The following is a 13640-nucleotide window of genomic DNA, read 5'->3' as shown; positions in this document are numbered from 1 at the left end:
TGGGAGTATCACCAAAGGTCAGTAGAGGACCAAACCCTGAACAGAGCGAACTAAAGAACGCGGACTCTAAGGGGAGCAGGTCACTTTTAATGCCATGATCTAGGCTCAGCTAGGGCCATGAAGCCCTGAGGGCGCCTCCTAGGTTTCAGTTTTTTTGCAAGGCGCGCAGGACGCGATCCAGCGCTTGCCCTTGTTTGGAATACTTAGCCGGACCGTCTTTCACCAAATTATAATACGCGGCGGCATCATAGAGTTGCACAGGCAGACCCAGATCCCGCGCAGTAAGCTGCCCAGTAGAGGCCAACACAGCATAGGCTGCAATATAGAGATTTGCGCGGGCAGTAACGCGCGTCGACTCTGCATCTAATAGAACCTGTTCCGCATCCAGAACATCAAGCGTGGTGCGCGCGCCCAATTTTGCCTCTTCCCGCACCCCCTCAAAGGCCGTACGTGCCGCGCGGATCTGCCGATCAGAGGCTTCAAGCTGTGCGCGAGTTGAAGACAAAGATGCATAAGCGTTTCCGACTTCTTGTGCGACCTCGCGGCTTACAACGTGAAGATTTGCGCGCTGCGCATCCTCTTGAGCCATTGCCCGACGCACTGCGGAAGACAGCGCCCCGCCTTGATAGATTGTCTGACCCGCTTCTACACCAACACTCCCGCTGCGGCTGTAGCGCTTACTGTCAAATGTCTCAGACAGCCCGTAATTGCCTTGGAGCGTAATCCGAGGGGACATAGCGGATTCGTTTGAGCTAACCGCCAGCCGCGCGGCTGCAACCTGATGCTGGGCGGCCAGTACAGCTGGATGCCTACGTACGGCCAAGGCCTTGGCCGCTTCTAAATTGCCGCTTACATTAGGAAGTTGCGGGGGCGGGGTAAGGTTGCTCGGCGTTCGGCCCACAACATTGCGATACTCCTCAACAGCGCGCAGCAACGCGCCCTCAGCCCCCGCTAATCCGCTGCGGGCCTCAGCCAGTTGCGCTTCCGCAATTGCCACATCGGTATTAGTTACCTCACCTACATCGAACCGATCACGCGCGGCGCGCAGCTCTTGGGTCAAAAGGCGCAGGTTATTATTGCGCAACGCCACCACATCAGAAGCTTCAATGACCCCCATGTAGGCCGCCACGGCGCGCAAAAGAACCTGCTGTTCGAGGTCAAGTAAGGTCTGGCGGGTGGCAAGTACCGTTTCCTTAGTAGCTTCAACCCGGTATTGGCTCGCACCAAAGTCGTAAAGCAAGAGCTCCCCAATTAAGTTTATGGAGGCAGTAAGGCTTGCGGTGGACTGCGATGACACCAAACTGGAGGTTCGGGTTGAACCAAAACTCTGTGTCAGCCCTCCGGCCCAACGCAGCACGGGCTTTAACGCTGATTTGGCGCTGGCGACATCTTCGTCCGCTGCCCGGAGCAAAGCCCGGTTTTGTTCCAAAAGCCCGGAGCGCTCATATGCTCCTACCAAAGCATCGGCCAATGTTTCGGCAAAAGCCGGACGCGGCACCACCAACGCGAGCGCAAGCGGCAGGGCAACACCAATGCGACACAGGGTTCTTTTAAAACGGGATAGATACATTACTCGTCTCGCCTTTTGTCTACGCGTCATCTTCCTCGCTGGACGAGAGTGAACGCGTTCTGCTCTTCCCGCTTTTTTATAAAGCTCAAAAGCCCCAAAGCGGCGAGCGCTTCTTCTCTGAACAAACGCAACCTCATGCGCAATCCGATTAGGGGCAATTAACTATGATGTAATGCGGGTGATATTATCGAAGAGTATGACACAGTGGGGGAGCATTTGCTACGTGATATCTCCTTTAGCTCTGCTCAACGGCGGCTTTGGTCCAAAACTGCTTCGATGTCATGTGCAACCTCATCCCATGTCCTTAGAGACGTGGCGTTGATTTTTTTCTCCAGCGCGCGTCGGTGTTCCGGATCTGTGATCAACCTATGACAAGCATCGTAGATGCTGCTGATCGAATGGGCATCGCAGTATTCGACCATATCGCCGCCAACCTCCGGCATGGAGGAGTTTTGCGCAACCACTGCTGTTTTGCCGAACGATAGGCTCTCACCGATAGGCAGACCCCACCCTTCGTAGAAACTGACCGTCGCGGTAAAAAGGCAGTTTTCATACAAAAACCCAAGTTCGGTGTCGCTGGGTTGCTTTGCGAACTGCACCCACCCTCCCAGGTTTCCCGTGGCTTCCATGAGAGCTTCAAAATCACCATTGTACCAGCCTGGCTTGCCTGCAAAGACAAGCTTGGGAACATTCAGTCCCGGAGTTTGGGCCAAGCGTTGCCAAGCTTGTGCAAGCGACCAAAGATTCTTACGCGACTCCATTGTTCCGACAACCAGCACATACGGTGTCTTGGTCAGGTTCAGTACACCGAGCCGCACGCCCCGCAAACTACTAAGACGCGATTTAATAGGCTTTGCCGGATTACTGACTCTATGGGAATGCACGACGCTAAATTTCTGCGCCAACGGCACAACATCGACGGGGCGTTGTTGCTCGATCTCATCCATAAAGGCCTTCAAATCGCGCGCGGTGTTTTGTGAGTTTGCTAGGAAGCGCTCACAATAGCCCGCTGAAGAAAGCAGCCATTGGTAAAATGCTCCAGAAAAATCCGCGGCGATATGCTCGGTAGCAACCAGCGGGATCAAATCGTGGACGAGCTGGTAAATCGCGACGCCTTGGTCGTCCTTTAAGCTCTGGAAGGCCGCCTCCAGCCCATCAATATTCCAAATTGCCCCTAAGATGATCAATTGATCGCCAGGCTTGGCTTGTTGAGCCACCTTCAACCGCGGTGTTTCTTCGGCCACTTTCGCTTGACCAGAACCTTGTCGCGCTTTGAACGCGTGCCATTCCTCAATGCTGGACCCCTTCTTGGCAAAATACTTCTCATGCCCAAGTGACGCGTGATACGCGCGAGCCAGATAGTGCAGCCAATACTTTAGCGGCTTATTGCGATATCGTACCAAGGTCGGGGCGGCATCTCCTTGGCTACGCGCTTTCTTCCCAAAAAACACAGTCCCCAGAACGTCAGGGGAAAACTCCTCCATATCTTGTATGAAGCCAGATGGGATCGCTACATATTCCCTCCGCCCTCGATCCCAGAAGCTCAACAGAACATTGTCAGCGCCCAAGCGCGCAACCATACGGCGAATGACCTCAAAAGAGACCCTCTGAATTCCTGAAACTGTGGTTTCTTTCTCCACGTAGATCAGGATATCTGTCACATCGATGTAGTACATAGGTTGTGCTTTCCTAACCCTAGCGCGCTCTCTTCAAGAGAGGTAATATTCCCTTTTGCTGCGCCGCTCTTGACGAACATTTCCGTGTTCCTCAACCCCTAGGGATAATGATAAGAGGACTTATGAGCCCTATATACTATGACCTTTCAGAACAGTTCCTTTCTTCCGGCATAAAATTTCGGTACTATGGAATTGCGCGAACCGTTATGGAAGTGGGCTATGAACTCGCTTGCTCTCCTGCAGATGTACGCTTCGTTGTATTTTCCCCTGCCCATGATCGTTTTTTCGAGGTCGAACCCCGTATCGGCGCAAACTCTCCAACAGGCGCCTGTGATCCTAACATCTCACCCGAAGCAAAGCCTCTGCGTCTTAGATATAGCTTCCCTCAGCCCCACCCTGTGCGAGATGCACTTTACCCACTCTTTCGTATGATCGTGAAGCGCATATGCCGCAAAAGATGGGAGCGAGCGGTGCCTGAGAATAGTTTGCGAGAGGTTGATCTGTCAGGCCAAATTTTAGTGTCTTTGGGACGCCCTAAAATGATGGCTGACTATCTTGTAGCCATGGACAATCAAAATATACAGATGCGGTTTTACCCGTTAGTTCATGATATGATCCCCTTACATGAGTTCGCCCACCCGAGCCAAAGCATGTTTGCGCGTAATTTTGCGCACGACAATCGGATTGTCATCAGCCACGCTGAAGCAGTGATGACCAACTCCGCCTTCACTAAAACTGAGCTCAAACATTTTTCTGCCTCAGGCCACCTGCCTATCCTTCCTCCTGTTGTTCCAGTCCCGTTGCCCCATGAGTTGCGCAAGACAGACGAAACCGTGGAAATAACCATCCCTGACAAACCCTACCTTTTAGGGGTGGGGGTGATGACCGGGCGTAAAAACCTCGAATGCATCCTTCAAGCCATGGTTCATCTTCATAATACAGGTCGCCCTGTACCGATGTTTCTGTTGGCTGGAGCTCATAGAAAAAGAACAGACAAATATCTTGAACGTCCTGAACTCGCCCCAATCAGAGATAAAGTTCAGGTCATACTTGACCCGAACCAAGCCAGCTTGCGAATGCTGTATCAAAAAGCCCTCGCTTTGGTCATCCCTAGCCACATGGAAGGTTTCGGATTGCCACTTGGGGAGGCGCTATGGCTTGGAACCCCGGGCCTTGCAGCTGATGTTCCCGCTTTGCGGGAAGTGGGGGGAGATCTCGCGGAATACTTTGACCCTAACGACCCAACTGCGCTTGCCAGTTTGATCGACAAAATACACAGCGACCCCAAAGCCCATGCGGCGGCCAAAGAGAAGATACGAAGCAATCATACATCGCTGCGCACTTGGAAAGACGTTGCGACAGATATTATTGCCACTGTATCCCCTGCGCCTCCTAGGCCATAAAGCAAGCCATGTCCGACGAAGATCATACCGCTTCTGCGCAGGCAGATACGCCTAAAGTAGCGCGCAAAGGCAAAAAGCGTGCGCCGCTATTTAATGACCAAGACAAGGACAACATTGCTTGGTTCTGGTCCTCTTACCTTAAGCAACGCGCGCCCTGGTTGGGGCTGGTGATGGCAATGATCCTTGTTCAAGGGTTTGCCTATCAGCAGTTCATTGCCCTCACTGAAAGTGGGCTTCGGGTGATTTTCGACGACGGCAATGTCTCTGGCCTCATCAAAGTCTGTGGCATGGTACTCGCAATTTTTGCAATTCGCGCCATAATGTCTTATTGGGTTCCTCGGCTTTCGGCCTGGTTGGCTAGTGATGCTGTGTTCAAAATGCGCCGTGATCTCATTGATCACATGATGACATTGGACCTAGCATTCTTCGAGCGAACAAAGTCCGGTGATATTATCCTGCGGCTGGTCAACCAAGCGCAAGACCTCTCGGGATTTATAGGGCAGACCACGGTCAATGCCGTCCGCGACTCCGTCACCATCATCGCCGTCTCAGGGTATTTGATTTGGAAAAACCCCGCTTTGTTTGCGCTGGTCATCATTGTGATGCCCACTGTTACGATCGTTGTTCGGCGGATCTCACAGGGTATCAAAAGCACTCAGGCCAACGCCGAGAATGCTATGGGCAACTACATGTCTGGCATCGAAGAGATGACCAATGGCATGCGCACCGTCAAAATATCAAACCAAGAACCAGTAGAGAAAGCCCGTCTCAATAAGGCCACCGGCGAGATAAAAGACCTCACAATCAGTCTTCAAAAGCTACAAGCCATGATGAGCCCGACAGTCGATATCCTCGCTGCTATCATCTATGTTTTGATCATTGGGGTGGGCGGCTATATGGCCTTAAGCCCCGCCTTCGAAATGGATGGCGCCGGCATAATTGGATTTATGATCGGCATGGCGCTTATTTTTGATCCAGCACGTCGCTTTGCCGCCTTCTTTGTCTCTATGCAAGCCAGTCTGATTATCCTCGACAGCCTACGTTCGCTCTACCGGGAGCTGCCGACGATCACCAATGCGCCCAATGCCATAGAAACGTTCAACCCCGCCGGAGATATCGCCCTAGACAACGTCACCTTCCAATATTCCGAGAAACATCCCCTTTTCCGCGGCGTAAACATGACGTTTGAAGGGGGAAAAGTAACGGCAATTGTTGGCGCCACCGGATCGGGCAAAACCTCTGTTCTCAGCCTGATTGCTAGGCTCTATGATGTCAGTGAGGGGGTGGTGACCATCGGTGGCACCCCCGTCAAGGAACTACGCATCGATAAGCTGCGGCAGTCTTTTTCTGTGGTGGCACAAGACATCGTCATCTTTAACAGCTCGATTTACGAAAACATCCGTTACGTACGCCCGGACGCTACGGAAGAGGAGATTTGGCGCGCCGCAGAACTGGTTGGCATCGATCAGCTGATGCGTGATCGCGGCGACGCGCCTTTAGGCCCCAAAGGCTCTCAGTTGTCAGGGGGACAAAAGCAGCGCATCGCTATTGCCCGCGCTTTTCTCCGTTCCGCCCCGATTTTGTTGTTGGATGAAGCAACATCGGCCCTCGATCAGCGCACCGAGGAAAGAGTGCGCGACGCCATCCGCGAGCTCTCGAAAGACAAAACAACTATCATGGTCGCCCATCGCCTCTCGACCGTCACACATGCGGACAATATCTATGTGTTGGATGAAGGTACCGTGGTCGAAGAAGGCACCCACGCGGAGCTTATGGCAAAAGAAGGCCTTTATGCCGCGATGTTCAATGCCCAACGCAACAGCTATGGGTGAGCTGCAACATATCGTCCTCATTTAAAGCTGCCTGGGCCGAGCAAGCTTGGGTCTGTTCTGTTCCAGATGACCGCTTTCATCTCAGGTGGGCGGGTCCCCAAAATAGCCCATAAGCTATCAGATGAAAATATCGCCCTGGAGGTGAGCCTCCCGTGACAGATCGTCTGGCTGGTCGGAAACAAATTGAGATGGCGCGCACCGGACGCAGCAGACGCCAGAGCAAGACAGCCGTATAGTGCGAAGAGCCAAAGCCGGAACCTTGAGGTGGGGAGGCGCGCGCTGCGAACTTGCCCAGAGACCGCGCCTTGGAGCTATTTTATGATATGACAGAGCAGCTTGACGCTGCATTGGGTCGGACCCCAGTTCAAGCTTAGCGAGTTGGTACCCGGCACCGTCAGTGATCCGATCGCAAATGATGCCAAGGAACGGGCCGCGCAAGTTAGGCGGCTGCTTTAAAGGGCGAGGCTGCGTCAAATCGACAGACAGCAGATTTTCGCGACGCGGCCAAGGGGTCTGCACCGAGCTTCTCACCTCAACGAACAAGACAGTTTGTCTCTGGGGCTGGAAATACGCATCTTAATGCAGGCCTTCCGCCCGGAGGTACGGCGTGCCCAGATCATTAGTGTGCTCGCTCGCCGCCCCACGTCGATACCAGACGTCCAACTGACAGCACCAAACGGCACTAATCGCCCAGTTACAAAGAAAAGGCGGGCTCAAATGACCCGCCCTTCCAGACTTTCTTACATCCCGATCGTTAGTGCTGAACGATACCAGTCACATTGCCGATCCCGGCAATGGTGAAGTTGGCAAGATTGTTCGAGCCGACCTGCGCAACGACAGCTTGGTTGTCAGAGCCCCAAGAGATTTCGCCAACAATTTCGTTGTTGGTGCCATCTTGAAGCATCGCAAAAGCGTTTCTATCGGCCATAACATTGAGGGTCAGGCTGTTTCCGTCACCATTCTGAGAAAGGTCTCCTTGATTAAGAGTAGAGAACATTGCGCTCAGTGCTAGGCCGCTATCCCGGGCCCAATCTGCATCTCCGACAAGGGGATTGGTGGTCGGGTAGTTGTTGTTGTCGTTGCCAGCGATCATGACATTCATCGTGTTGCCACCAGCAGCACTTCTCTGATCCACATCCAGATGGTTTCGGTTGCCAGTTACATCCAGCCCGGCCATGTTGTTCAACCCGGTCTGAGTAGATGTGAGTTCATTGTCGTGCCCCGCGATCATAATGGCGAGTTTGTTGCCGTCACTGATCGCCCCAGCAGTACTGTCTTGGGAAAAGTCGACAAAGTTGCGGTTCCCATCCATCTCAATACCGGCAGAGTTGTGAGACCCTGTTTGAACGCCATAGGTTTCGTTGTCGCTTCCAGTTTGCCGGATCGCCACTTCTTGGCCTATGCCATTGCTGACACTGTCGATCATGTTGCTAAACCCCGCCTGGAGAAAGCCAAACTTATTGGCTTCACCCTCCGTCGAATAGGTCAGATCGTTTCCGCCACCTGTTTGTTTAGCAAACGACTGGTTGCCAAGTTGCACCTCAGTAACAAGAGCTGCTGGACCGTCACTGGAGAATGCACCTTTGCCGTTATTACCGTTTCCGGTAACTTCCTGAGTAATCGACAGAGTGTTGTCGAGAGAGCCGTAATTGTACTGATCAACCAGCTGAACGCGACTGCCACCTGCAGTACCCACATTGCCTGATTGAGTGATTGTAGCAATATTCGACCCAGACCCACTTTTGGTGTCTTGCTGTTTTAAAGTATAGACTGACTGGCTGTTCCCACTTTGGTCGACCGTCGCAGAGTTGCCGTTGCCAATCTGCGTAATACCGCTGCCATCTGACCGTGGACCGGACGAAGTGTTGCCGATTAAATTCAATTTGCCACTTTGCAGAATGGTGATTTCGTTGGCATCGGAGTTACCGTATCCATCGAACGTCTGATTGATATTGCTTACGGTCTGTCTCGATCCTGTCTGAGTGATCGTTGTAATGTTTGAATCGTTCGCCGCCCCCCCTGTCTGCTGGATGTCAAATACATCCAAGGACGCACCTGACTGGCTCACGTCCAGTTTGTTGTTATCGCCAATCTGATCTACGCCTTGACCAATTGGATTTCCTTGAATCGCGGCACCAGAGCCAATTCGGTTAGTGCCTCCCAGGTTCTCTTGAAAAAGATCAATTTCGTTATCGTTTCCGTTTTGAGTAATTGTACGATCAGGAGTGCTATCACCGGCGAGGTTGCCGCCGATCTGTTCAATCGCCAGGGTGTTGTCGTTTCCTGACTGGCTTGTATAGCTTTCGTTTCCACCTGCCGCATAGCTTGCGGATGCGACGGCGGTTAGGGCAGTGGCGCCAAGAAGTGCGCTTTTGAAAGTATTCATTAAAATTCTCCTCGTTGATTGATCTTCTGCGGGCAGCAGGTGCGACAATTCGCAAACTTTGAAGATCAAAGGGAGGCTACTGCCTTCGCCTCATTTTCGTCAATAAATGTGCCTTTTTCAGCCCAATTTGCATCTTTAAAAGTAGTATACGGCATTATGAATCAATCAAAGGTTGCTAGCGCATACTGATACGTAAACAATCCCCTCATAATTTTGCGATTAGGGCCAGTGCTCTTCGCGAATCAGAACACCAAGTAAAGGGAGTTGGACCGCTTGTTTTCCGCTTTATCAAAGCAGGAAGCTCTTCGAAATGATGCTACCCATCTCGCTCGCACAACAAACTGGTTCGTCTGGCGCGTTCTGGCTCACTGTTACAACGCACTGCAACCCACCTCTTAAAAAGGGACAAGATTGGGCCGATATCTTGACAGTCTGCTTCAGATTTGGGCAAATGCTCGCGTCGCGAGTAATTTTATTCAAGCGCATCATTTCACTAAAGCGCATTATACAGTCGGAGAGTCTGCAGATGAACTATAAGGCCAAGTCTGTATCTGCTGTGCTCTGCGTGGTTTTTGCTAGCGGCGCTTTCGCAACCTCTACATTTGCACAAGATCTCGTTTACACGCCGATCAATCCTGCTTTTGGCGGAAACAGCCTAAACTCCAGCCACCTCCTCGCCACCGCCAGCGCACAGCGTAGCGCAACAGCTATTGATGCGAATGATGGCCTTGGCGGCGGTGCTGGCGAGGATGCAACGCCTGGACAGTCTGATGCAGACCTGTTCGTTCGACAACTCGAAGGACGCTTGCTGTCCGCATTGGCAGGACAGGTAACCGATGCGATTTTTGGTCAAAGCCCACAGGACTCTGGCCTCGTCACCTTTGGCACCACCACTGTGCAATTCACGCGCTCTTTGGAGAGCATTACACTTCTTATCACCGATTCATTAGATGGAACGGTTACAGAAATTATTGTACCACAACTGGTTACCGGAAACTCTTAACACAAAATACGCCGTGGCTAAGCGTATAAGAGCGCTGCCCGCTTCAAAACGAATGCCAAACCATTTAGAAACAAATATTCGAGGAATGACAAAATGGCTTACCGCCGCACCCTAAAATCACTCGCTGCGGCTGGATTGCTTTTAGGACTGGGCGCTTGCGCGCCAACCCTGTCAGAGGTGACCGAAGGACAACATCTGGCGAGCTTAAGCCAAGTGACGGCCCAAAACCGCGCCTTGCGCGAACTGCCGCCCCCGGCGCAGCGAATTACCGTCTCCGTCTACGACTTTCCAGATTTAACGGGACAGTACAAAGAACCCACAAACGTCCAATCCCTCTCCCGCGCTGTTACCCAAGGTGGCGCTCCTATGCTGATCAAGGCGCTACAGGACGCGGGCGAGCGGCGTTGGTTTTCAGTTCTTGACCGTTCAAACTTGGAATCCTTGATTAGAGAGCGTCAGATCGTAACCGAGATGCGGCGGATTTATCGCAATGAGCAGCAGATAAACCCTGCAGCCCTAGGACCGCTCGATCATTCTGGGATTATCCTTCAAGGCGGGATCATTGGGTATGACAGCAATACGATGACCGGGGGCTTTGGCGCCCGTTATCTGGGGATCGGTGGGGATCGGAAGTGGAAGCTGGATCTCGTGACCGTCTCTCTGCGCGCAATCTCAACGAACACAGGCGAGGTCTTGGCCAGTGTGGTCGTGCGCAAACCCATCGCGTCGGTTGCCGACCGCGGCTCCATCTTTCGATACATCGAATTAGACAAATTGCTTGAGAGCGAAGCCGGCTACGCGGCCAATGAACCCAAACAGGTCGCCGTGGAACAGGCCATCGAAAAAGCCGTGATGGCCTTAATTGCCGAAGGTGCGGAGCTGGGGGTGTGGTCCTTCGCGGACAAAAATGCCGGCCAGGCCTTTGTCAACGGATACCGCGCGCAGAAGTATGAGGGCGCGATCCCGGTATCTGCCCGCTCAATTGTGCGCCCGAAGACCAGAAATGCAGCGCTGACAGTCGAAACGCGCCCCCTTCGCCGGGCGCCTGCTGTGCTCAGGAAGGTTACCGAGCGCCGCCTGCCCCCACAACCGACCTCCGCCGCCCCAGACTTACCCCCTGAAGGTCCTCAGAATGGCGAAACAGTAGGATAACGTCCCCCGGTCACTTTTAGGGCGCAAAGCTTCAGCGCGGCAATAAAAGTAGCGCGAAAGGCCTTCTTCCGCGCGCAGCCTTCCTCTCGCGCAAGGATGCCTACACGAAGCCTCAGGCCCTCCATAAAACCGCCCCATTCGCAGTCAAACCTTTAGAAGCCTCAAAGTTCCTAAAGGACAAACATGATACACTCCATGTCTGTGCATCTCCGCATTATAGGTGCCGCCATCTTCCTGATAGCATTTGGCTTGATCACTCACGGGAGTGCAGAGCCTATCTCAGGAGACAACCCTTTAGAAATAATTCACCTAAAGCAGACCAACCAACTTTTGATCCTACGTACCATACCGAGCAGTGGGCATCAGGCCAGCATCGCCATCTCTGCGCATTCACGCCATATAGAAACTGGAGAGTTCAAAACCGACTTTGAGGGGTCTTTAACTTCTGATCTTGGCATCATTGCGCAATCCGGCTACCGCCAATCCGCCGCCCTCCAGATCACTGGGGCGAAGAACTTCTTCTCAATCACACAAAGCGGGGATGCGAATGAAGTTATGGGTGTCATCTCTGGCACAGAAAATCAGGCTAAAATCTCTCAAGTGGGCTCCTACCAACGTGCAGTCTTTAGCCAGACAGGCCAGAACAACCACGTAGCAATCGATCAAAGGATGTGATATTGATACCGCATATATTTTGTAATTTAGCGGGTTCTTTGAAATGTTTGTGGTCCCGGTTCGTAGCATCGTCGCAATAGCAGCTTTAATAGCTTCGTGTTCTTTTTCAGCTGCTGATGAAAACAAGCTCTATATCGTGCAAGACAGCACCCTCGCTGGTCCTGTAGGCAACACTTTGTTTGTTGACCAAAGTTCCTCTCAGGGATCGACAGTAATGGGGGTTCCTGATGACGCAACGCTCATTACTGCATCCCCTTCGGCACTCGACCCTGCAACACTGCCCGCTGTTCAGATTGGCTCTGGGAATGATGCCGACATAAACCTAAGCGGCGCACTCTCTTTAGGAATGCTGTCCCAGACGGGCAACGGCAATGCGGCCATCATCGACGTTTCTGGAAATCGCTCTATTGGCGCAGTCCGCCAAACTGGAAACCGCAACACTGGTGAAGTTAATGTCGCTGGGGATGATCTGACCGGGGTTTTGATACAGAATGGTCACGGCAACAGCCAAACCTTGAACGTGACCAACGCCAATGTGACATGGACCCAAAATGGGAACAACATCACTCAAGGTGACGCCAGTGCTTTCGGCAATCCAAGCGTTGTCAGTAACGGAGCGACGGTTATTGTCACGCAGACCCGGTGAGTCCTTCGCCGATAGGAAGAATGCATTTCATGCGTTTAATCGCTTCGGCTCTTATAGCGCTACTCGGGATGATCGGTGAAGCGCGCGCGGAACCGCCCATTATTGCTCTACCTGAACTTACGATCACCCCGGCAAATACAACATTGCAAATATCCGGTCGCGTCATTGGCCTTAAGACCGCGAACATAGAGGCGACTTTACGGATTGAAAAAACCGACAGCGGGGGCAGTATTGACATGACACAAAGTAACGATGTCTCAGTTACTCCGGGAAGTTCTGATATCGTTGGCTCGACACAAATCTCGACCCAAGACGGGTTGTCCCTCCGGGTCTCGCTGACCTTGCGCGCCCGCGGCGCAATCATTGGAAGTACGACCATCTCTTTGGGTCATGAGCCCAAGTGATTGCCATACCATACGGATAGTTTGATGAATTTTTTGAAGCGTATTTTACTCCCTGCAGCCGTAAGCCTGTTGGGTGCAAGCCAAACATTTGCTCAGTCCGAAACCGAATTCGTCAAAGCTTTTTCCGGCGAATGGTACGTGTTTGACAGCTCCTTTAGGAGCAATGGCCAGACCTGTTCCATCACGCTTTCACAGCAAAAGAACGCTCAGGCCCTGGAGGCTTCTACCGAGGGCTGCACCGAGCCCCTTGGTGCTATCGAAACGTGGAAAATCGTTGATGGACGAATTCTGCTTTCGAAAGAAGACGAACTGATCGCAGCCATGGGAGGCAATCAGTTTCGCGTCACAGGCGAGTTGGCGAACACCGACCGGACCGCTGTGATGGAACGGGCCGCGGGAGACGGCAACAGTAAGAAAATCGCTGCCGCCCTAAGTAAACATAAATGCTATTTCGTAGGCTTCACACAAGTTTGTGCCGAAACCGAAATGCTTCGGCTTCCGGACATTGATGATGAAGTTGGCCATGTCACTGTCGAGACGCTGGTGAACCTGAATGCCCGCGCCCTGCCGCGCCGGGACGCCGCCATAGTAGGGAATGTTGCCACCGGCACCGAAGTAAAATTAAATCAATGTTTGACTGCTTCGGACGGCAATTGGTGCCGCGCTCGCGTGGGAGACACATCCATTTGGCTCGCGATGACAGCGCTCAGAATGGAAGAGTGGCCGATCGTCACCTTCCGTGTCCTCCAAATGCCGTAATGTAGATTTATACGCAGACGTGAGCCAGGCATGGATTGAGCTCCACCGCCTAGAACCGCTCACATCGCGCAGCGGGGTTCAGAGTACTGCCGGACTGATTTTGTCTAGGAGCTAAGGTCATTTTTCATGGCCCA

11 protein-coding genes are annotated in these 13640 nt (G+C 52.6%); 8 read left to right on the top strand and 3 right to left on the bottom strand.

All coding sequences use genetic code 11. From position 1 onward, the window contains the following. Positions 1 to 145 precede the first annotated feature (145 nt). Together O4H31_RS17740 and O4H31_RS17735 are read right to left on the bottom strand one after the other, a co-directional pair. Positions 146 to 1570 carry a TolC family outer membrane protein gene (locus O4H31_RS17740; protein WP_269347930.1) on the bottom strand — a complete coding sequence of 475 codons (1425 nt, stop codon included), beginning with the start codon at positions 1568 to 1570 and terminating at the stop codon, positions 146 to 148. A 245-nt stretch (positions 1571 to 1815) separates the two neighbouring features. Further along, entirely contained in the window at positions 1816 to 3246 is a 1431-nt protein-coding gene (locus O4H31_RS17735) for a glycosyltransferase family 4 protein (protein ID WP_269347929.1), read from the bottom strand. A 122-nt stretch (positions 3247 to 3368) separates the two neighbouring features. Between O4H31_RS17735 and O4H31_RS17730 the strand changes: the two genes are divergently transcribed. Continuing rightward, positions 3369 to 4649: a glycosyltransferase gene (locus O4H31_RS17730; RefSeq protein WP_269347928.1), complete on the top strand. Its 1281-nt coding sequence runs from the start codon at positions 3369 to 3371 to the stop codon at positions 4647 to 4649. 8 nt (positions 4650 to 4657) lie between these two features. Beyond that, positions 4658 to 6481, top strand: coding sequence for an ABC transporter ATP-binding protein (locus tag O4H31_RS17725; protein ID WP_269347927.1), 1824 nt, complete (start codon positions 4658 to 4660; stop codon positions 6479 to 6481). A gap of 754 nt (positions 6482 to 7235) precedes the next feature. Here O4H31_RS17725 and O4H31_RS17720 read toward each other — a convergent pair. Then, on the bottom strand, positions 7236 to 8867 hold the full coding sequence (locus tag O4H31_RS17720) for a hypothetical protein (RefSeq protein WP_269347926.1): 1632 nt from the start codon (positions 8865 to 8867) through the stop codon (positions 7236 to 7238). Positions 8868 to 9393: 526 nt separating this feature from the next. On the opposite strand from O4H31_RS17720, the gene O4H31_RS17715 reads away from it, so the two are divergent. From O4H31_RS17715 to O4H31_RS17690, 6 genes are all read left to right on the top strand, one after another. After that, positions 9394 to 9870, top strand: coding sequence for a curli assembly protein CsgF (locus tag O4H31_RS17715; protein ID WP_269347925.1), 477 nt, complete (start codon positions 9394 to 9396; stop codon positions 9868 to 9870). Between the two features lie 93 nt (positions 9871 to 9963). Next, positions 9964 to 11022, top strand: coding sequence for a CsgG/HfaB family protein (locus tag O4H31_RS17710; RefSeq protein ID WP_269347924.1), 1059 nt, complete (start codon positions 9964 to 9966; stop codon positions 11020 to 11022). A 195-nt stretch (positions 11023 to 11217) separates the two neighbouring features. Then, complete coding sequence (locus O4H31_RS17705) at positions 11218 to 11697, top strand: hypothetical protein (protein ID WP_269347923.1); 480 nt, start codon at positions 11218 to 11220, stop codon at positions 11695 to 11697. 43 nt (positions 11698 to 11740) lie between these two features. Further along, a complete protein-coding gene (locus O4H31_RS17700) occupies positions 11741 to 12343 on the top strand; it encodes a hypothetical protein (RefSeq protein WP_269347922.1) in 603 nt (200 codons plus the stop codon). 29 nt (positions 12344 to 12372) lie between these two features. Beyond that, positions 12373 to 12747 (top strand): curli-like amyloid fiber formation chaperone CsgH, encoded by a 375-nt coding sequence (gene csgH, locus O4H31_RS17695; protein ID WP_269347921.1) that lies wholly within the window; start codon positions 12373 to 12375, stop codon positions 12745 to 12747. Between the two features lie 24 nt (positions 12748 to 12771). Beyond that, the gene (locus O4H31_RS17690; RefSeq protein ID WP_269347920.1) at positions 12772 to 13506 is read left to right on the top strand and encodes a hypothetical protein; all 735 of its coding nucleotides are present in this window, start codon (positions 12772 to 12774) and stop codon (positions 13504 to 13506) included. Positions 13507 to 13640 lie beyond the last annotated feature (134 nt).

It is taken from the genome of Sulfitobacter dubius (assembly GCF_027214245.1).
In the GTDB taxonomy this organism is placed as follows: Bacteria; Pseudomonadota; Alphaproteobacteria; order Rhodobacterales; family Rhodobacteraceae; genus Sulfitobacter; species Sulfitobacter dubius_A.
This window is presented reverse-complemented; position numbering and strand designations above follow the sequence as displayed.

Excerpts from the sequence above, each read along its gene's own strand:
- O4H31_RS17740 (WP_269347930.1), bottom strand. The coding sequence starts at position 1,570 with ATGTATCTATCCCGTTTTAAAAGAACCCTGTGTCGCATTGGTGTTGCC.
- O4H31_RS17735 (WP_269347929.1), bottom strand. The coding sequence starts at position 3,246 with ATGTACTACATCGATGTGACAGATATCCTGATCTACGTGGAGAAAGAA.
- O4H31_RS17730 (WP_269347928.1), top strand. The coding sequence starts at position 3,369 with ATGAGCCCTATATACTATGACCTTTCAGAACAGTTCCTTTCTTCCGGC.
- O4H31_RS17725 (WP_269347927.1), top strand. The coding sequence starts at position 4,658 with ATGTCCGACGAAGATCATACCGCTTCTGCGCAGGCAGATACGCCTAAA.
- O4H31_RS17720 (WP_269347926.1), bottom strand. The coding sequence starts at position 8,867 with ATGAATACTTTCAAAAGCGCACTTCTTGGCGCCACTGCCCTAACCGCC.
- O4H31_RS17715 (WP_269347925.1), top strand. The coding sequence starts at position 9,394 with ATGAACTATAAGGCCAAGTCTGTATCTGCTGTGCTCTGCGTGGTTTTT.
- O4H31_RS17710 (WP_269347924.1), top strand. The coding sequence starts at position 9,964 with ATGGCTTACCGCCGCACCCTAAAATCACTCGCTGCGGCTGGATTGCTT.
- O4H31_RS17705 (WP_269347923.1), top strand. The coding sequence starts at position 11,218 with ATGTCTGTGCATCTCCGCATTATAGGTGCCGCCATCTTCCTGATAGCA.
- O4H31_RS17700 (WP_269347922.1), top strand. The coding sequence starts at position 11,741 with ATGTTTGTGGTCCCGGTTCGTAGCATCGTCGCAATAGCAGCTTTAATA.
- csgH (WP_269347921.1), top strand. The coding sequence starts at position 12,373 with ATGCGTTTAATCGCTTCGGCTCTTATAGCGCTACTCGGGATGATCGGT.
- O4H31_RS17690 (WP_269347920.1), top strand. The coding sequence starts at position 12,772 with ATGAATTTTTTGAAGCGTATTTTACTCCCTGCAGCCGTAAGCCTGTTG.